The 20,777-nt window shown below is 49.1% G+C and carries 8 protein-coding genes; 3 read left to right on the forward strand and 5 right to left on the reverse strand.

Translation table 11 applies throughout. The features are described from left to right. Positions 1-169: 169 nt before the first annotated feature. Together YK48G_RS04110 and YK48G_RS04115 are read right to left on the reverse strand one after the other, a co-directional pair. Positions 170-1,078, reverse strand: a complete 909-nt coding sequence (locus YK48G_RS04110) for a magnesium transporter CorA family protein (protein ID WP_203629505.1) — start codon at positions 1,076-1,078, stop codon at positions 170-172. Between the two features lie 213 nt (positions 1,079-1,291). Then, complete coding sequence (locus tag YK48G_RS04115; protein ID WP_203629456.1) at positions 1,292-2,662, reverse strand: Nramp family divalent metal transporter; 1,371 nt, start codon at positions 2,660-2,662, stop codon at positions 1,292-1,294. Positions 2,663-3,115: 453 nt separating this feature from the next. Here YK48G_RS04115 and YK48G_RS04120 point away from each other — a divergent pair, with 453 nt between their 5' ends. After that, on the forward strand, positions 3,116-3,322 hold the full coding sequence (locus YK48G_RS04120; protein WP_203629457.1) for a cold-shock protein: 207 nt from the start codon (positions 3,116-3,118) through the stop codon (positions 3,320-3,322). Positions 3,323-3,434: 112 nt separating this feature from the next. Here YK48G_RS04120 and YK48G_RS04125 read toward each other — a convergent pair whose 3' ends face one another. Continuing rightward, complete coding sequence (locus YK48G_RS04125) at positions 3,435-15,452, reverse strand: DUF5776 domain-containing protein (protein WP_203629458.1); 12,018 nt, start codon at positions 15,450-15,452, stop codon at positions 3,435-3,437. A 480-nt stretch (positions 15,453-15,932) separates the two neighbouring features. Here YK48G_RS04125 and YK48G_RS04130 point away from each other — a divergent pair, with 480 nt between their 5' ends. Both YK48G_RS04130 and YK48G_RS04135 read left to right on the forward strand, forming a co-directional pair. After that, positions 15,933-17,495, forward strand: a complete 1,563-nt coding sequence (locus YK48G_RS04130) for a glycosyltransferase (protein WP_203629459.1) — start codon at positions 15,933-15,935, stop codon at positions 17,493-17,495. Between the two features lie 12 nt (positions 17,496-17,507). Continuing rightward, positions 17,508-18,977 (forward strand): glycosyltransferase family protein, encoded by a 1,470-nt coding sequence (locus YK48G_RS04135; protein ID WP_203629460.1) that lies wholly within the window; start codon positions 17,508-17,510, stop codon positions 18,975-18,977. Between the two features lie 269 nt (positions 18,978-19,246). On the opposite strand, the gene YK48G_RS04140 is transcribed toward YK48G_RS04135, so the two are convergent. Further along, positions 19,247-19,981, reverse strand: a complete 735-nt coding sequence (locus tag YK48G_RS04140; RefSeq protein WP_203629461.1) for an SDR family oxidoreductase — start codon at positions 19,979-19,981, stop codon at positions 19,247-19,249. A gap of 5 nt (positions 19,982-19,986) precedes the next feature. Continuing rightward, positions 19,987-20,634 (reverse strand): endonuclease III domain-containing protein, encoded by a 648-nt coding sequence (locus YK48G_RS04145; RefSeq protein WP_232365280.1) that lies wholly within the window; start codon positions 20,632-20,634, stop codon positions 19,987-19,989. Between the last annotated feature and the right edge of the window lie 143 nt (positions 20,635-20,777).

Genomic DNA, 20,777 nt, shown 5'->3' on the forward strand with positions numbered 1-20,777 from the left:
ACAACTTCCAATCTAACACTTTTATAATACAAATGTTTCATATTTGCCCAGTATCAAAAGCGTAAATATTCTGTAAAAGTTATTAGAAATTAGCTAACGCAACGAATATTCCTCGATGCTTGACTTACCTTGCTCACAATAGCTTAACGGGCAGCGCCTAACCCCGATTTTACATTTTATGTCTCGCCTTTAACAACACCAACAGCCACACAATCAAGAACACCGAGATAGCGATTGCGATTATCCAAGCGTACTTTAACGTTGCCAGCGGAAGTTTGACGTTCATTCCGTAGAATCCCGTAATGATTGTCGGAACTGCCATGGTTAACGACCAGATCGTTAGGAATTTCATCGTGTCATTCAAACTGTTATTGGCAATGCTATTGAACGTATGGTCAATTCGATCAACCACTTGAGTTTCAATTTCAATCATTCGCTGGACTTGTTCGGCTTCAATTGTAACGTCTTCGAACAGATCCTGCTTTTCTTGATCTGCCCCCTTGCCAAAGTGAGTGCTGGGCATTCGTCTGAGTAAACTTAAGTTTAATTGAACCGCGCTGGTTAAAAAAGTCAGGGTTTGTTGCAGATGAGATAGTGCAATTAAATCAACATTTTTAGTCTTTCGATTCAGCATCTTATCTAATTGATTGCGTTTTCGAGTGACCGCGCGAGCGATGGGAATATAGCTGTCTACGACCGTAAATAATGCTTCTAAGATGAAGGCGTCAACCGTATCAACCTCTGGATTTTCAAAAGCCGATTGAAAAGCATCGTTAACTTCTGCAATGTGTCCTTGATTAAAGGTAAACAAAATGCCCTGATGAAGTAAAATGCCAAACGGCTGGGTAATATAGCGAATATCATTCTTATTCAAGGCATATGGCCCCAACAAAATAAACAGTTGGTCGTCTTCATTGACATCATACACGTAGTTGGCACTTTCATCGCGGTCGGTCACGTATTCAATAATATCTTCATCAATCCCATAATCATCTTGAAGGCGGGCCTGCTCGGCCGGTGTTAATTTAATGGTCTCAATCCACTTGGTTTTGCCAATTGTTTTTTCAGGTCTAATCATGTCAATATCCCCCATCGCTTTTTCTCCATCAATTAACTTTATTCTACCCTAAAAGAAAAGAAGCCGCAGGCAAGATGCCAACAACTTCTTATCAATCAGTTTGTGCCCTTAAGCCTTTTTATAAAGAGTGTGACGTTATATCTAAAGCTCCGAGCACCCGGTTCATAACGAGGTGTTGTCTGAGATTCAATCGCAAACTTTTTATAAAGAGATTTAAAGCAGACCAGTGGATTGTAGGATTAAATAGATATTTAAGATAACCAACACAATCGCTGCCACCCAAGCTGAGTATTTCACCCAAGCTTTGTTGACAAACTCGCCCATTAACTTCTTGCTGCTGGTAAAAATAACCAAGGGAACAACAGCAAACGGTAAGGCAATGCTTAAGAATACCTGCGACAACGTTAACAGCTCTTCAATTTTAGCTTCGTTGCCATGGTAGTAAATGGCAAAGGCGATGACGGGAGAAACTGATAACAATCGCGTTAACAAGCGCTGTGCCCATAATGGCATCTTCAAATGAATGAAGCCTTCCATAATGATTTGACCAGATAATGTTCCAGTAATTGTGGAGCTTTGACCAGACGACAGTAGGGCAATTGCGAACAGCATACTCAATAGCGGACTAGCAATCGCGCCAACAATATGGGAATTACTCAATGCGTTAAATAGATCAACGAATCGGCCTAACTGACTATCTGTGCCAAAGAACAAGGCAGCTCCTAAAACAAGCAGGAGGCTGTTCACGACAAAGGCAATCGACAATTGGATATTTGAATCAATTGTCGTAAACTTAATGGCCCGCTTAACGGCATTACGATCACTACGATCTAGCGCCCTGGTTTGTGAAATCGATGAACCCAAGTATAGGTCGTGAGGCATAACCGTTGCGCCGACAATGCCAAGCGATAAATACAGCATCGACTTGTTAGTCACGATGTCTTTTGAAGGAAAATAGCCCTCCAATAATTCAGTTAGATGTGGTCCTGACAGGAATACTTCATATGAAAAGACCATCAAAATAACAGCTACCAATGTTGCCACAATCGCTTCAATCTTTCGAAAGCCCAGCTTCATCAGCAACAAGAGGATCAAAACGTCCGCACTGGTAATTAAAATTCCGACGATGAGTGGAATATTAAATAGTAATTTGATGGCGATTGCCGAACCAATAATTTCGGCGATGTCCGTTGCCATAATAGCCAGTTCGGTAATAATCCAAAGGAAAAAGCCACCCCATTTGGATGTCGACTCTCGTGTTAATTGGGCCAAATCTTTGCCAGTTACAATTCCCAGCCTCGCAGACATTGCCTGTAACAACATCGCAATCAAGCTGGAAATCAAGATTACGGATAGTAAGCTGTACTTGAACTGCGCGCCCCCGGCGATCGATGTAATCCAGTTTCCCGGGTCCATGTAGCCAACGGCGATTAAGATCCCTGGCCCGGTGTACGTTAGTAGTGTTTTCCAAAAGCCCGCATCATCGGGAACTTTGATACTGCCGTTAACTTCATCCAGGCTTTTACTCGGTGTTTCATCAAATGAAAATAATTTTTTCTTAGGTTCGATAACGTTCTCTCGCATTTCGAATGCCCTCTTTCCATTGGTTTGAAATTCAGGTCAGTTATTTGAGCGAACTCAATTAATTGCCACTAGGGAGTATATACTCATCAAGTTTTTAGTCAAGCCTAAACATTTTGTTTTTTGATGATTAAAAATTGATAGTGGTTACATCGTGATTGAGCTTGCTTTTTGCAAATTATCATTTTTAGAGCAACGTCATTGTAAACTAGATAATTCTCTTTTTTACTCATTAATCGGTCAGATATCGGATGCTTTTTCAACGCAAAAGTAAACTCATGAAAAAAAGTCAAATTATTTAAGTTAAATGATTGCTATTTTCGAGAATGGCTGTTAAAGTATAGATAATGTATTTATACTTCGAAACAAGGTACAACGTTCTATTAAGAATGATTCCTGTTTTTCAAGTTTCAAATGCAAATATAACGGCGCAAAGCGCATGGAGGTTTCATTCTTATGGAACAAGGTACAGTTAAATGGTTTAACGGCGACAAAGGTTACGGATTTATCACTTTAGAAGACGGCAAGGACGTATTCGTTCACTTCTCAGCTATTAATGCTGATGGTTACAAGACCCTCGAAGAAGGCCAACACGTAACCCTTGACGTTGAAGACAGCGATCGTGGCCCACAAGCTGCTAACGTTACTGTTGTAAACGACTAATTTAATTAATTAATGAAAGTCCTCTGTTGAGGGCTTTTTTGTTAGCTTAAATTAAAAAAAACGGGTTGCACCCTTTATAGGTGTGACCCGTTTTTTAGGTTCTCAGCTACCATTATTTCTTGGTAACTGATACATATTTCTGATTTGCAGTGACATAAGCACCATTAGTTAACTGGAATCTAGTAGTCTTGCCTTTTACGACAATCCGCTTAATTTTGAGTGTCGTTCCTTTTTTAAGTCGTTTACCTTGCTTGGAAGTTAAACCACTATTTTTATACTTAAAGATCCCCTTGGCATTCTTAACGGTAACTTTGTATCCCGTTAATTTTCCAGTATAATACGTTGCCTTAACCTTAGTTCCTTTTACAAAGCCACGGTTGGCAGTGACGTATTTTCCATTCGTCAAAAGATATCTCGTAGTTTTACCAGAACGAACAATTCGAGCGACATGCAGCACAGTCCCAACCTTTACATGACGTCCTTTCTTCGCCTTCTTAAATGTCTTACCGGAGTATTCGTACAATCCCTTGGCATTTGCAACATAAAGAAGTGAATTCTTGTAAAGATCATCATTGTACTTGGAACCAACCGTTGTAAAGTCGATAAAGGACTTCAACCCAGTAACGTGAGAGCCATCAGTCAAAATCAACTGCGTCTTGTCACCAACTTTTTCAACTCGTACCACGTGCAAAACTGTCCCGACTGAAATGTAGTTGATTCGCTTACCGCTCGCCGTGTAACGATACAGTCCCTTTCGAGTGATCATTGTCTTACCGGAAAGCGTTGTCCAATACTTGCTGGTAGCTTCGGCAGCTTCAGAAGTGTTTGACGTGTTAGCAGAAGCATTGGCTACTGATGATGAAGCAGCAGCTGACGAACCGGTCGTTGTTCCAGATGTTCCAGCCCCTCCAGTGATACCACCGCTTATTGAACCGCCATTTGTGGATGTCGTCGCAGCGGCACTAATTGCTTGAGCAGCACTGGCGGCGGCACTGGCAGCCGTACTATTAACGGCAGCGCTCGCAGCACTGGCGGCTGAAGTTGCAGCCGAGGCAGCAGCTGAAGCAGCGGCACTGGCTTGTTCTGAAGTACTCTTGCCAGCTGAAGCAGCACTAGCGGCAGCTGAAGCAGCGGCACTGGCAATTGCGGCACTCGCACTTGTTGCAGCACTGGCTTGGGCACTCGCGATTGCTTCACTAGCAGCCGTTGCAGCTGAAGCAGCGGCACTGGCTACAGCAGCACTGGCAGCGCTATTCTTTCCAACTGCCTCACTGGCAGCGGCACTAATAGCGGCATTTGCCGAAGCAACGGCACTCGTAGCGGCCGTCGACGTTGCAGCAGAAGTAGTAGCCGCAGCTGTAGAGGTAGCGGCAGAAACGGCAGCACTAACCTGTTCTGACGCGTTCTTACCAGCGGCACTGGCTGAATCCGCAGCGCTCTTTGCAGCAGATTCAGCAGTACTCGTGGCGGCAGAAGCAGCATCAGCGGCACTTTGAGCGGCAGAAGCGGCGGCACTCACTGCTTTGGCAGCACTGGCGGCTGCACTTGCAGCGGCAGATGAAGTAGCAGCAGAGGCAGCAGAAGCAGCGCTAACAGCAGCACTCGTAGCGGCAGAAGCGGCAGCACTGGCTTGTTCAGAGGCTGTCTTGCCAGCCGCAGAAGCACTAGCGGCGGCAGAAGCAGCAGCGCTGGCAATTGCGGCGCTCGCACTAGCTGAACCACTGGCAGCAGCACTGGCAATTGCGGCACTGGCCGCAGCGGAAGCACTAGTAGCAGCACTGGCAGCAGTGCTTGCAGCAGCACTACCTTTTTGAGCAGCTTCACTAGCTGCAGCACTGATTGCTGCTGAGGCAGAAGCAGCGGCGCTCGCAGTAGCAGCACTTTGAGCAGCGCTGGCAGCTGAGTTAGCAACCACTGCAGCAGCAGAGGCGGCCGCACTGGCTTGTTCAGAAGCCGTCTTGCCAGCTGCACTCGCTGAAGTAGCAGCGCTATTTGCGGCACTTATAGCAGCATTGGCAGCAGCACTAGCCGAATCTGCGGCGCTTTGAGCCGCACTGGCGGCATCACTAATTGCTTTTTCCGCACTCGCAGCAGCACTGGCAATTGCGGCACTTGTAGCAGCGGAAGCGGCGCTGGCAGCTGACGTTGCGGCGCTGGCAGCAGCGGAAGCAGCGGCACTGGCTTGTTCAGAAGCCGTCTTGCCAGCCGCACTCGCTGAAGCAGCAGCTTCACTGGCAGCAGCGGAAGCAGCAGCACTCGCTGAATTTGCGGCACTGGTTTCAGCACTGGCGGCCGCACTGGCTACTGCGGCACTCGCAGATTTAGCAGCACTGGCGGCAGCTTCACTGGCGGCGCTCCCCTTTTCAGCGGCTTGGCTAGCAGCAGCGCTAATTGCGGCACTCGCTGAAGCCGATGCAGCAGAAGCGGCGGCACTCGCAGCAGCACTAGCCGCACTCGCAGCAGAAGCAGCTTGAGCAGCGGCGCTAGCTTGAGCACTCGCAGCGGCACTGGCTTGCTCTGATGCATTCTTACCAGCCACACTCGCTGAAGCAGCAGCACTGGCCGCAGCGGAAGCGGCAGCAGAAGCCGCACTCGCAGCAGCACTTTGAGCAGCGCTGGCAGCATCACTGATTGCCTTTTCAGCACTCGCAGCGGCACTGGCAATTGCAGCACTTTCAGCAGCAGAAGCGGATTTAGCAGCAGAAGCGGCGGCACTCGCAGCAGCAGAGGCAGCAGCACTGGCTTGAGCCGAGGCATCTTGCCCAGCCGCAGAAGCACTCGCAGCAGCGGCACTGGCCGCAGCGGAAGCGGCAGCAGAGGCAGCATTAGCAGCTGATGTAGCCGCTGAGGCAGCCGCACTTTCAACCGCCGCACTGGCTGACTTGGCAGCCGAAGCAGCCGCCTCACTTGCAGCACTACCCTTTTGAGCAGCCTCGTTAGCAGCACTACTAATGGCAGCACTGGCTGATTCGGATGCCGCAGAGGCAGCAGCAGAGGCAGCGGCACTGGCACTTTCAGCAGCAGAGGCGGCACTAGCAGCGGCAGAGGCAGCAGCAGAAGCGGCAGCGCTAGCTTGCTCTGACGCATTTTTGCCGGCAGTCGATGCCGAATCAGCCGCACTCTTAGAGGCAGCAACAGCAGCACTGGCGGCAGCAGAGGCAGCGGCACTGGTTTGTTGGGCATTAGACTTAGCAGCAGAAGCAGCACTGGCAGCCATTGAAGCTGCAGCCGAAGCACTAGTAGCCGAGGCAGCGGCGCTAGCGGCAATATCCCTTGCAGCACTAGTACCAATCTGATCAGCCGCTGAAGCAGCAGCACTGGCAGCAGAAGCAGCATTAGCAGCGGCAACACTAGCCGATGTAGCCGCATTCTCAGCGATAAAGGCAGCACTTGATGTGGTTGCATTATCACCTTCGCTTGCAGCACTAGCGGCAGCGTTAGCAGCACTAGTGGCAACACTGGCAGCCGCACTGGCTTGAGTAGTAGCATCACTTGCTGCCACAGAAGCAGCATTAATGGCAGCTGAAGCACTTGCACTAGCGGCCGTACTGGAAGCTACCGCGCTGGTATACGATTCACCCGCTTCACTAGCGGCCAAAGCAGCTGAAGTTGCATCTGCTTTGGCGCTTGTAGCGTTTGCTAAAGCCGCACTAGCTGAAAGCATTGCAGCCGCAGCACTAGCAGCTGCTTCAGACGTCTTCGCAATTGTTGCTGCATTTGAAGCAGCCGAAGCGGCAACACTGGCAGCAGAGGCGGCAATGTCGGCACTCGTAGCGGCACTGGCAGCTGTAGAAGCCGCATTACTTGCAACAATTGAAGCTGATTTAGCATCAGAAACGGTCGTTGCGTTTTTGGCAACTGCTGCGGCACTAATTGCCGATGAAGCATTTGCCGAGGCAATATTAGCAGCAGAAGCAGCAGCTTCACTCGCGGCACTGGCAGCCGAAGCGCCACTGGTTATAGTTGCATTAGCTGAGCTAAGAGCAGCACTCTCTGAGTCTGCGGTACTCTGAGCTGCACTGGCAGCTGCACTAATTGATTGAGCTGCACTCGCTGTTGCATCAGAGATGGCGGCACTTTCAGCCGCACTGGCCGACTTAGCAGCTTCAGAAGCAGCACTGGCAGCAGCCGATGCAGCGGCACTGGCTTGAGCCGAGGCATCTTGGCCAGCCGCACTAGCGCTCGCAGCAGCGGTGCTGGCGGCAGCGGAGGCTGCAGCCGAAGCGGCACTCGCAGCTGATGTAGCTGCTGAGGCAGCCGCGCTTTCAACCGCCGCACTGGCTGACTTGGCAGCCGATGCAGCCGCTTCACTCGCAGCACTACCCTTTTGAGCAGCTTCACTGGCGGCTGCACTAATCGTGGCACTAGCCGATGCCGAAGCGGCATTGGCAGCCGCACTAGCGGCGGCGCTGGCACTTTCAGCTGCCGAAGCGGCACTCGCAGCGGCACTGGCAGCCGCACTTTGGGCGGCACTAGCTTGAGCCGATGCGTCTTGGCCGGCGCTGGCAGCACTCGCAGCCGCACTAGCGGCCGCTGAAGCAACGGCTGAGGCTGAGGCAGAAGCGGCATTCGCAGCACTCTGAGCGGCACTGGCAGCCGCACTAATTGATTGAGCTGCACTGGCTGTTGCATCAGAGATGGCGGCACTTTCAGCCGCACTGGCCGACTTAGCAGCGTCAGCGGCGGCACTCGCAGCAGCTGAAGCAGCGGCACTGGCTTGAGCCGAGGCATCTTTCCCAGCCGCACTAGCGCTCGCAGCAGCGGTGCTGGCGGCAGCGGAGGCTGCAGCCGAAGCGGCATTCGCAGCTGATGTAGCTGCTGAGGCAGCCGCACTTTCAACCGCCGCACTGGCTGACTTGGCAGCCGATGCAGCCGCTTCACTCGCAGCACTACCCTTTTGAGCAGCTTCACTGGCGGCTGCGCTAATCGCAGCGCTAGCCGATGCTGAAGCGGCATTGGCAGCCGCACTAGCGGCGGCACTGGCACTTTCAGCTGCCGAAGCGGCACTCGCAGCGGCACTGGCAGCCGCACTTTGGGCGGCACTAGCTTGAGCCGATGCGTCTTGGCCGGCGCTGGCAGCACTCGCAGCCGCACTATTAGCAGCACTTTGAGCGGCACTAATAGCATCCGAAGTGGCAGCACTGATTTGGCTGGCAACAGATGTAGCCGCACTCGCAGCAGAGGCCGCACTCGCAGCAGCAGCCGAGGCACTGGCAGCGGCAGCCGAGGCGCTGGTAGCGGCTTGACTAGCCGCACTGGTGCCTGCTTGACTGGCTGCATTCGCAGCACTAGTCGATGCACTGGCAGCACTCGCAGCAGCGGCACTGGCAGCCGCAGCAGCACTTCGGGCAGCGCTCGCAGCCGCACTAGCCGCGGCATTATCGGAAACAGCGGCCGCCGATGTAGCAGCAGAAGCAGCACTGGCAGCTTCACTAGCAGCGCTCGCAGCCACAACACTCGCAGCCTTAGCATCAGCAGCGGCTGAGTTAGCAGCAGCTGACGCACTTGCTGACGCTGTCGCATCAGAAATTGCCGCGTTGATATAAGCATCTCCAGCTTCACTAGCAGCCGATGATGCAATTGCAGCGGCACTCGCAGCTGATTTAGCATTCTCTAAAGCTGCTTTGGCTGAGTTAGCAGCACTGGCAGCAACAGCGCTCGCAGCTGATGTCCCAGCAACGATTGCGGCACTGGCAGCAGCTGAAGCAGCAGCCGATGCATTCTCAGCGGCGACACTTGCACTCGTGGCTGCACTATTAGCCGCACTGGCAGCCGCACTCGCAGCAGTCGAAGCAGATTTGGCATCACTGACAGTTGTAGCCGCCTTGCCTGCGCTTGCCGCACTCGTTGCTGTAGCTTCATTTGCAGCAGCAACACTGGCTGCGTTGCTTGCTGCAACACTTGCACTTGCGGCCGCAGTTGCGCCGCTTGTTACGGTTGAAGCGGCGGCACTTGTAGCAGCTGAAGCCAAATTACTTGCGGTTTGAATAGCTACAGCAGCGCTCGCAGCCGCACTGGTTGCAACATCTTGAGCGGAAGCAGCAGCGCTAGTAGCGGCACTGGCAGCCGCACTAACCGCTGCGCTAACAGCAGCAGAAGCACTTTGACCAGCTGAACTAGCTGAAGCGGCAGCCGAATCAGTAGCCGACTGAATAGCCGCACTGGCTGAGCTTGCAGCTAGTGAAATCGCATCGGAAGCAGATTTAGCAGCACTTTGGGCAGCGCTTTGAGCTGAACTTCCTGCTGAGTCGGCAGCGGATTGGATCGCGGCACTGGCCGAAGTAGCCGCCGAAGTAATAGCATCACTGGCATCCTTTTGGGCAGCTGCCGTAGCGGCCGCAATCGCCGCACTGGCTTGCTCAGAAGCCGTCTTCCCAGCAGCACTGGCCGAAGCAATGGCATCACTCGCAGCTGCACTAGCCGACTTGGCGGCAGAAGTCTGGGCAGTCGCACTCTGATTAATGGCTGCAATCAATGAGTCAGTTGCAGCACTGGCAAGGGCATTAGCTGAAGCTGCGCTAGCTGAAGCAACTCGAGCAGCACTGGCAGCCGCACTAGCTGCTGTGCTAGCAGAATTAAAGCTTTCAGCAGCGGCAGAAGTATTACCGGCAGCACTCGCAGCACTTTTAGCGGTTGCAAATTCACTAGCAGCCAAGCTAGCAGCACTGGCAGCTAAGCTAGAAGCAGCCGAGGCACTGGCAGCAGCGCTAGTAGCGGCACTTTTAGCCGATGTTGCCAAAGTAACATCACCGGTCTTGGCAGCGTCAGAAGCACTGGCAGCTGCTTGGCTGGCGGTTTGATAAGCCGTTGATGCTGAAGATGCTTGATCGCTGGCAACAGCGGCGGCACTTTCAGCAGCACTGGCAGCTATTACGGCAGTTGATTCAGCCTTGGTTTTTGCCTGATCGCTGGCAGCAGCCGAAGCAGAGACTGCCGATGAGTAGGCAGCACTAGCGGCCGAAGCACTCGCAGTCGCGTTAGAAGCCGCCGCACTGGCAGCTTGATAATCACTAGCCGCACTTTCAGCAGCATTGGCAGCCGCACTCGCTTGATCCTGTGCCTCATTATATGAAGCATCACTGGTTGAAATTGTCTTGGCAAGTTCAGCCGCACTCGCAGCCGCAACACTCGCAGCGCTGGCAGCTGTTGAAGCAGCTGATGCAGCACTTGTCGCATTACTACCAGCCGCACTCGCAGCCGCACTGGCAACGGCAGCTGCCGTTAAGTCACCTTTCTGAACAGCCACATCAACCGAAGCACTAGCCGCACTCGCAGCAGCAGCCGCGCTCTTGGCAGCGCTGGCCGCATTACTTGTAGCGGCAGCTTGCGTATCAGCCTTCGCAGCCGCCGAGGCAATCGCTTCCGTATTTGTCTGGGAAACTAACGCTTTAACAGCATCGTTCAAATTACTGGTTGCCGTCAAAATATCAGTAGCACTGACTTTGCTTAAATCAGCTTGGGCACTAGCAGAGAGTGCTTCAGCTGCACTCAAGGCCGTTTTAACCGCATTGTAACTGGCAGCCGTGTATTTAGTCGGATCAATCTGGCTTGCAGCACTAATTGCTTGATCCAGTCCAGAAGTACTCTTAGTAGCTTCAGTTAGTGCTTTATTCAAAGCAGCTGCAGCTGAATCAGCGCTGCTTTGGGTAACCGCTGCTGAAGTCGTCATTTGATTTTCAGTCGCCTTGGCAGCTGTTAGAATCGTTTGAGCATCTGAAAGGGTTGATACTAAGGCATCCCATTCAGCCGACGTTGCTTGGGTCGAACTAGATCCCGCGGTAACAGCTTCACTGGCAGCCGAAACAGCCGCGCTTAAAGCACTCGTATCAGTTGGCACGTAGAAATGACCAGTTACCGTGTTTTCAAGCCCAACTACGGCCGTTCCACTTGGCTGAATATCGTTATTGCCGGTTGAAATACCAGTTTGAACCCGCGTCGTTGCATCTACATATTGGCCGGCTTTCAAAGCAGGAATCGAAATCGACCATTTACCATTGGCATCAGCTTGAATTGTAGACTGATAGGCCCGTGAGCCATCCGCATTGTAAATAGAGACTTGAACCGTATAAACGTTGAGATCCCCACTTGCAAGTGAGCTGGTCTTTGAATTACTAATGGCATCGCTAAAGGTCGTGTCAACCGGGGTAATCGTTGTAATTGTCCCGTTAAGCGTCTGCGAGCCTTGGCTCATTGAATTAAAGTCAACGTTCACATAAGGGGTTTGTCCTTCTTGCAGGCCGTGTGACAAATATCCCAGCGTGCCATACGTAACCTCGCCGGATGCGCTAACCCGCTGAGCTTGAGCGGTAATCACATCGCCGGTGTCCAAAGTAGTTCCAGAAACAATATTGCCATTCTTGTTCCCAAATGACGCCGAGAAGGTGCCATCTGAGTTAACAGTCGTGGTAACAGTTTCCCCAGTGGTTTTATCAGTGACAACCACCTGCAGTACGTCACCACTATTATTCGAAGCAACCGCAGCAGAGAAGGCAGCTGAATCAAGTTTGCCGCTAACGGTGTTGGTACCCTCAGTAATCACTCGGGTTAAACTACCGGAAGTAACCGCTGGAACGGCACTTTGAATCGCGGCGGACAAGGTTGCCAGACCACCAGTGGCTTCAGAACTCCAATCAGTCCCGGTTTGCGAACTGCCGGAAGTGGTGCCGTAGGTGTTGGCAAAGGTAGTGGCATCACTAATTGTTTTACCTTGGGTTGTTGAAAAACCGGTAGCACCGGCAACAACCGTAATGGTGTTGGCAGCCGCTACGGCAGCTGAACTGGCATCACTAGCAAGGGTTACTCGTTGCAAGTAAGTACCCGTATCAGCGGACCAAGATTTCAAATCCAAAGTAAAGACATAACCGGTATCAGTGGTCCCATTACCAACCACTTTACTATTAACAGTGAAGACTGTTTGTCCATCACTATTAACGGAGGTCGTAACTTGAAAATCACCAGTGTTAATTGCCTGAGCCAGAGTGGTTGTCTTAGTGGTATCCAGTAAAGATTGATTGTTAACAGTCTTCATTCCTGTACCCGTTTCACTTCCACCGGCTCCTGCTTCATAGTATGAAACTGTAACGTATTTTTGCCAATCCACACTATTAAAGAAAGTTGTCAAGGCAGTTGGCAGGGTAAATGTCGTCGTATAGCCGTTTTTCAATGACCAAAGATTGGTAATCGAAGAAGCGTCCCCAAAGGTAAGCGTTCCTGCACTAGCATTGATCGTATTTGTCGGTTGATTGTGCAAACTGTTGCCATTGAGACTATCGTTATTCGTCCCATAAACATAGAAGTAAACACCAGTTCCCAAACTAATCGAACCACCGCCAGTCTTAGACAAGTTGGCAGTGTAAAAGTTCACAGTGTTATAAGCCGTTTGCAAAGCATCCGCATCGGTCGTGCCACTATTTAACGTGTTGATGGCGGTTTGAATGGCGTTCTTCAAATTAGTAATTGAATCCGATGAAACCCCAGACATTGCCTTCGAATCTGAAGCAGTTGATTGAGCTGCTGACAAGGCCGTCTTCAACTGATTCTTATAAGCCGCAGCGGACGCATCCGTTGGTACCGTTGCCCAAATAGCCGCTGTCAGCTTAGCCGTATCACTCCCCAAAGTTGAGGCGTTTGAATCGTTGTAGCGCGCATATTGCGCGTTAGCTAACGCACTGGAAAGCGCATTGTAAGAATCGGCGGTTACCCCATTGCTGCCGGCACTACTAATGCCAGCCGCTGTCTGGATAAACTGATCCAAGCTATCAATCGTCACCTGGAAAGTCGTTTTAAGGCCATCGATCGCCGTAATAATAGCTGAAGAAGCCGATGCCAGCTCATCTGGGGTGCTGGCACTATCACTCAACACTGTCTTGGCAGCACTAATTGCTGAACTAAGTGCCCCAGTCGTCGAACTATCAAATGCGGATCCAGCCCCGGCACTGAGTAAAGTGGTGCCGCCGTTGATTGCATCACTCAAGCTGCTGACATAAGTCGATTTACCATTGCCGAACAGCGCTTGATAAGCGGTCGTTAACGAAGCGGTTGCGTTACTAATCTGATCAGCAGTGGCGCCCGCGTTGTTTAATACTGAAGTTGCGTAAACATAAGCACTAGAGAAATCATCCCAAGTACTTGAAGCATAGTTGGCTGAAGCTCCTGTTGCTTGATAGGCAGCTTTAGCCGTATTAATTGCTGATGACAAATCAGTTAAACTGGCTGCTTTGACTAAGCCGCTAACAGCCGCTGACAAATTCGTCATTGCCGTTTGAGCAGTATCGGCAGCCGTGGAATCAGTCACCGCACTAGCAGCACTCAAGGCTGTCTTTAAAGCCGTAATTGAAGCCGATGTATAAGAACCAGCACTGGTAATTGCCGCATTCGCCGAGGCTGCTAACGAACTATAATCGCTCGTAACTGCCTTGGTCGTTGATTGGCCAAGCGTTGTAATGGCGTCTTGCAATGCTTTGTAAATGGCTGCAGCCCGATCGCCAGTTGCTGCAGAGTTAGCAGCCGTGCTTGAAGCGGCAGAAAGAGCAGCGGTGTATGCTTGCCAAGCTTCAGACGTATAGCCGGCAGAAGCTGAAACCGGAAACTTTGCAGCGGCAGAGGTAACGGCATCACTTAAAACAGCGGTGGTAATTTGCTTGCCATCACTGGTAGCCGTTGGCACTAAGCTTTTGACCGCATCGTTAATGAGTTTCGTCGCCGCATTAAGAGCCGTCAAACTGGAACTAGCTGTTAGCTGATTGAGATCACTAACGGTCGCACTCATTTCCGCATAGGACTGGCCAGTGTAATTACTTGCCGTTGACGGCACGCTCTTTAGGGCATCCGAATATGCGGTATAAGCGGCAGACTTGGTAGTCGCCGCACTCAAAGAGGCGGTAGCTGCTAGTACATACGTCGCCGCGCTTGGCACTTTGGTAGCCGCAGAATTTGCGTAAGCTTGGGCAATAATTGCCGCGGTATTAGCAAGGCTAGCGGCAGTTACTGAAGCAGCATCACTATTGAGTGCAGTGGCTAAACTGCTAGCGGCACTAGCAGCAGCGTTCGTCAATCGAGCCGAGCTGGCAGCCAAAAGCGCCTGATCAGAAGCAAGCGTAGCAGCCGACTTAGCTGCAGATAACCCGGCACTCGCTTTGGCAACGTCGCCAGTTGGCACCGCAGCCGATGCTGAAGCTGCCCCAGCACTGGCACTTGTCACTGCGTTTGCCGCTGCTAATGCGGCTGCACTAGCATCAGCTGCAGCGGATGTCGCAATGCTGCTGGCAGCTGAAGCTTTTGCATCAGTCGCGCTTCCTGAAACAGCTGCTGACAAAAGGTCAGTTCCTGATTCACTGACCGCACTAAGGGAAGCCGGATCCGCGTTTAAGGCAGCCGCTTTGAACGTTGTTGTCAGCTTGGTGGCAGCAGATGGTGAATCAGTCTTAGCAGCACTGCTTTGCGCGGTAGTCCCAGATGACGTTGACGAAGGTGCAGTTGACTGCGCCGACGTTCCACTACTTGTTAGGCTACCGTTCTCACTAGTTGATTGCGTCGCACTTTGGGCATTTGAACTAGTTGATGAATCAGTATCGCTGGCAGCTGAACTTGACGTCGGGCTGGCAGTCGTGGTTGTCTGTTGGTCAACATCAGATTGTGCGGCCGTATCGGACTGCTGAGCAGCTGAACTTGAAGCAGCTGATTGGGTTTCGCTGGTCGAAGCAGCACTTGACTGGGCGCTGGTTTGAGCCGATTGAGTGCCTTCAGAGCTGACAGTTTGATCACTGGTCGAAGTAGCCGATGTTTCTTTTGAATTACTATCATTGGTCGAACTGGTGGTTGTATCAGTTGTCGAATCACCAAGTGAAATGGCGGTGTTTGAAGCGCTATCATCCGATGGTTCAATTACTGCTGTTTGATCACCAGTTGATCCCCCTGTACTAATTGATTGGTTGGTTGAAGATTGAACATTTTCAGTCTTAGCAGCCTCGGTGCTTGCAGAAGCACTCGTCGAATCAACGACTGCGCCTCCTAACGAGAACGTAACAACAGTGATCGCGGCGAATAGCCACCGCTTGCCACTCTTGTACATTTTGTAGTGCTGCTTTTGGCTGATAATACTGTCTTTAACCATTTTATTGTGTTTTGACAATATACCTTACCTCCCAAAAACAAATCGTTCATACCCATTAGAATTGAGACACTCGTCGCACATTCCCCCTTTAATTTATACAACTAGTGAGCATATTATTTAACTTTGGAATTGTTAAACATGCATTAATTTCCGCTTATATTAAAACATCAAGCGGTTGCATTCCCAGATAATATCATCTAATTAGATTTTTGCCAATAAAAAGCAACTGCCTGTGTTTCTAGTTGATTATTAATCTAATAACAACTACACTACATAAGGTGATCACCTAATTGGGTGACACGATAACGTTAATTACATAAATGTGTAATGAGTCGATGTCAAAGTTGTTATGTGATTAACGCCATTAACAATTCCATTACAGGGATTCTAACACACAATTACTAAAATGGTTCAAATTTTTATCGTTGGCTTATTAAATTTAGTGGTTATGAATTTTTATACGTTTTTAATTAATAAATATAAATGGAGGCGCTCTTTATGTTATATTTTGTCAATTTCAATATGCCTGTCAATAAATCAGGTATTGAGCACGCGCAGCTTAAGCGAATGGCCTTATTCAAGGCGCACAAAGTCCCAGCAAAAATCGTCACTAGGGATTACGATCCGCAATTGCACGATAATCTCAAATACACGGATTTAACTGATGACGATATTTTAAATGAATTTGACTACTTCCAGGACGCCACCCACGTTGAACCAACAGAAGTTACCCCCAACGATATCAAGATTCCCAAAAATATTGGCGACCAGGTTGTTAAAAAGTGGGTAGCTGACCAAAATTACTATGAGTACTACCATAACAAAGCAATTTTTATGCGGGTTGCGGTCTTTCCTAACACCCAGCAAGTGGCGGCCGTCCATTACTTTGATACGCTACAGAATTTATATCAAGTGGATTACTATGATCGTCGGGGTTTTATCTCAAAGGAGCAGTACTACACTCCAGATAATCAAGTTAACATGGAGCAACTTTTAAGGCCAGATGGTTCCGTCGCCATCCAGCAATTTTATCGGTTCGATCGCTCAATGAAGCGAGCCACTTCCCAATTTCGAGTTGTTGGCTACAAAGGTAAAGATTACGAGTTTAACACCATCTCTGAATTACTGCGTTTTTGCTTAGATGAACTGGCCCGACAAGACCCCCAAGTCAGCATTTTTGTCTCTGACCGTTCCTTAGTTGACGATTGGTCAATTATGCACATGCAGGAAAAAGCCTATAAAGTTTTACATCTGCACAACTCGCAAACAAACGATGCCAACGATCCGATGCACTCCGGCCTCAATTACAACTACGAACTTGGCTTGAACAACCTCGATAAATGGAACGCCATTATTACGGCTACCAAGAAACAAGCCGATAACGTTGCCGCCAGATTTAAGCCGCAAATCCCCATCTTTGTTATTCCAGTTGGGGTGGTACCAGATGCCGTCCTCACGGAAAAGCGCGTTCCAATGAATCAGCGCACCGCCGGCAAAGTGATCGCCGTTGCCAGAATCTCTAACGAAAAGCGCCTTGACGACCTCGTTCGTGCCGTTGGCCAGGCCCGGGAATCGGTGCCGAACATTACATTGGATATTTACGGCTATGAAAATAGTGAAAATGATTACGCTGAGCCGAAGAAAGTCCGCAAAGTTATTAAAGAACTTGGGTTAAGCGATGTCGTCAAGCTTAAAGGCTATACGAATAATTTGCTGCCGGTTTATCAATCTGCCCAAGTGTTTGGCCTCACCAGTCGAATGGAAGGCTTCAACTTGTCACTACTGGAAGCAATTTCTCATGGTGTAGTCGGAGAAACTTATGACGTCAATTACGGGCCTAACAGCATCGTCAAGGATGGCATTAACGGCCACATTGTCGCCTTGGGGAATTGGCACCAAATGGCCAATAACTTTGTTAAACTATTTAAGAACCCAGATTTATTGCAAAAGCTAAGTGATGGCGCCTATCAATCCGCCGAAGAATACTCTTCAGACAATATCTGGGCAACTTGGATCAACCTCATTTCCGACGCAAATCAAAAAATTGCAAATAATCGATAAGAAGGTGCAGATATGATTTATCTTTTAGCCGATAGTTTAGGTGAAGACAATATTGAAGTAAATAATAACCTCAAGCAACAACTCAGAGTTTTTAAGACGTATGATAAGCCGGTTAAAATTGTCACACGCGACTATGATCGCTTTCAGTCCCAGCGTTGTGAGCAATTGGGAATCGACGAAGCAGACGTGATTAATTTATTCGATTACTTTCAGGGAACCGTTAAAGTTGCCCATAAGAAGCCGACTATTCATGACTTGCCACAAATTTCCAAGCGGGCTTACGAAATTCAGCCTCACGGTCCTAATTATCAAGAACTACGGGATGGCGGCCGATTAATCGCCCACGTTCAAATCATGCCAACCACCGTCGGTCAAGTTAATTACATTCAATATTTTGACGAATTTGGTAACATCTCACTAACTCAAAATTATGATTGGCGGGGATTTAAATCTTCAGAGGATTACCTTCACCCCGATGGTAATTTGGCCTACACCTTTTGGTTCAACCAAGCTGGCCAACGGGTGCTGCAGTTGATTCATATGTATAATGCCGATAAGCAAGTAGTGCCCACCAGTTATCACTTAGAGAATTATCAAGCCAATCATTATTTATTTGGCAGCCTCGACGACTTATTTAGCTTTTTCTTGGATGAACTCATCAAAAATGACGACCAGGCAACCCTGATCGTCAATAATCCAGAAAATCTAGCAACGTCGGTTCGCCATTTAACAGGTCATCCACGAGTCTTTTTGCGTTACCAGCATTTGTTTGACCCCCAGCAGGTCATTACCGATTCGACTAACGCTCAAATCACGGACACCATTGTCGCTACCAGCAGTCAAGCAACGGTCCTCCGCGAACACTCAGATCAGGTATTGCCGACGGTCATTGCCGACATGAGCCTTTCAGACACCGAACTGCACGCCGAATACACGCCCATTGTAAAGCGGCAGCACAATGATATCGTGGCATTCACCGACTTTACTGACGAGCTATCATTTGCTAATATTTTAAAGGCTTGGCACCTCGTTAGAAAAACCATCCCGGACGCTAAGCTAACCCTATGCAGTAAACCCGACTCTCGAGTTGATTTAGTCGCTGTTTTCAAAAAAATCAACGCTGAACAATTCCAGAAAATCGTCAACGTTGTCATTGATCAAAATGGGATTGACAAAGCTGTTTCGACATCAAAGCTTATCCTGTACTTATCCAAATTTGCGGCGACGCCCACTACGCTGTTGTACAACTTTAAGGATCGGATTCCAGCCAGGGCAACGTTAAGCAGTGAACTCGCCCCCGTCATTTCCGATCTAGGACTTGGCAAGCCTATTTCCAGTAATGCCGAGGGAATTGCCGAGGCCGTCATCGACTTATTACAAAATGAACCAGCCCAGCAAGCCGCTGTCCAAGCCATTGAAACCGCCCGAACTCAATTAACCATTGATCGTTACTGGCAAGCTTGGCAAAAAGTCTTAGATTAAACAAAAATGCCGGCTCCCAATCCATTATGCGGATTTTAGGAGCTGGCATTTTTTGAATTCATTGTTTTTTGGCAACTACCACTGGCTTCAGTAACCCCATCGGCCATTAATTCCTATCGAATTAAAGTTAAGGGAGGAACTGAAATTTGCAAATTTTTTCATTTTCCAAAGATTTTTGAAACTTTTTTCTTCCTAGAAATAAGCTTAGTGCATTGCCTTATATCAAGCATACCGTTTTCAATGTCTTGACGCTTTTTTGCGAGTAACGGTTAAGTCCGCTGGCTAATTGGCCGCAGCAGAATTTCATTAATGGCTACATTTTCTGGTTGATCAATCGCGTAAGCCACCGCGTGAGCAACGTCGACGGCAGCCAAACCAGCGGTCTCTTCTTGATTTTTAATCTGCTCGCGCGTTTTTTCGTCAGAAATTGTTCGGTATAATTCTGTCTCAACAGCTCCAGGCGAAATCATGGTCGTCCTGATGTGATGATCAACTTGTTCTTGCCTTAGTCCGTCCATAATGGCTTGAATAGCGTACTTGGTGCCCGCATAGACAGCCGTTCCCGGATGAACAACGTGGCCGGCAACCGAATCGGTCGTAATGATGTGACCGTGATTTTGGGCAATCATGATTGGCAAAGCGGCGGCAATGCCATACAAGACCCCCTTGATATTGACATCAATCATTCGCTCCCACTCGTTAACTTTAAGGTCAGCTAATGGCGAGACCGGCATGAGACCTGCATTATTATACAAAACGTCTACTTTACCAAACTTGGACTGGGCTAAATCAACTAAAGCTTTGACACTGTCTTTGCTCGTGACGTCGGTTTCTTGATAAATCACTTGATTATCCCCAAATTGGCTGGCAATTTTTGCTAGTCGATCTTTGCGCCGAGCGCCAATCACGACGTGGGCGCCAGCTTTAGCCAACACTTCCGTGGTTGCCTTGCCAATACCACTAGAAGCCCCAGTGATCACTACTACTTGATCTTTAATCGTCAATTCAATCACTCCTTTGCAACTACCCTTAACTTAAAATGACTTAGAAAGCTCTGGTTAAATTGGTTAGAATCCTTCAAATAAATCTTGCCAAACTCATCAATCAGGCCATGGAATTCCTGAGCGTCTCGGTAGGTAAAAGTTGGTGGCAACGTTATTTGATGTTTTAACTGATGATAGCTGACCGTCGGATATCCCAAGTAACCGAAAAGCTTGCGAGCATAGTTGTCTGCGATAAACGCTGGCTGATCAAAAACATAAACCAGTAAAGAATCCGCCGTTTCTTCGCCAATTCCGGGCAACGCCAATAAGTCTTTGCGTAAATGAGTTCCAGCCAGCTGACTTAGTTTATCAAAATCGCAGTCAGCCTGATCAAACCACTTCAAAACGTTTAATAAGCTCTTGCTTTTGTTCTTGTAGAAACCGCTCGGTCGAATCAAGGCTTCCAGCTCAGCTTGGCTCAACTGCAAAATTTGCTTAACATTCAGGTTGGTCTTGGCCCTTAGCTGATTAAGTGCCAAATCAACGTTGTTCCAATTGGTATTTTGTACCAAAATGGCACCAATAACAATCTCCATTTTGCTATCAGCTGGCCACCAATGCTGAGGCCCCATTTCCTTGAACATCTGATGATAGAGTGGCATCGGATCAATCACGAACACGGTCACCTCCTGTCAATCATTTTATTATAATCCAACTACGATTGTCATCATAAATTATTTACTTTAATATTTAAGGCGATTAAGCAAGCATACCTGATCTTAGCATGCCAGTCTAATCGCCTCGAATATTAACAGCC

The sequence above is a fragment of the Lentilactobacillus fungorum genome (assembly GCF_016860605.1).
In the GTDB taxonomy this organism is placed as follows: domain Bacteria; phylum Bacillota; class Bacilli; order Lactobacillales; family Lactobacillaceae; genus Lentilactobacillus; species Lentilactobacillus fungorum.

What these genes read in the sequence shown, in the direction of transcription:
- YK48G_RS04110 (WP_203629505.1), bottom strand. Translation starts at nt 1,078, where the DNA reads ATGATTAGACCTGAAAAAACAATTGGCAAAACCAAGTGGATTGAGACC.
- YK48G_RS04115 (WP_203629456.1), bottom strand. Translation starts at nt 2,662, where the DNA reads ATGCGAGAGAACGTTATCGAACCTAAGAAAAAATTATTTTCATTTGAT.
- YK48G_RS04120 (WP_203629457.1), top strand. Translation starts at nt 3,116, where the DNA reads ATGGAACAAGGTACAGTTAAATGGTTTAACGGCGACAAAGGTTACGGA.
- YK48G_RS04130 (WP_203629459.1), top strand. Translation starts at nt 15,933, where the DNA reads ATGTTATATTTTGTCAATTTCAATATGCCTGTCAATAAATCAGGTATT.
- YK48G_RS04135 (WP_203629460.1), top strand. Translation starts at nt 17,508, where the DNA reads ATGATTTATCTTTTAGCCGATAGTTTAGGTGAAGACAATATTGAAGTA.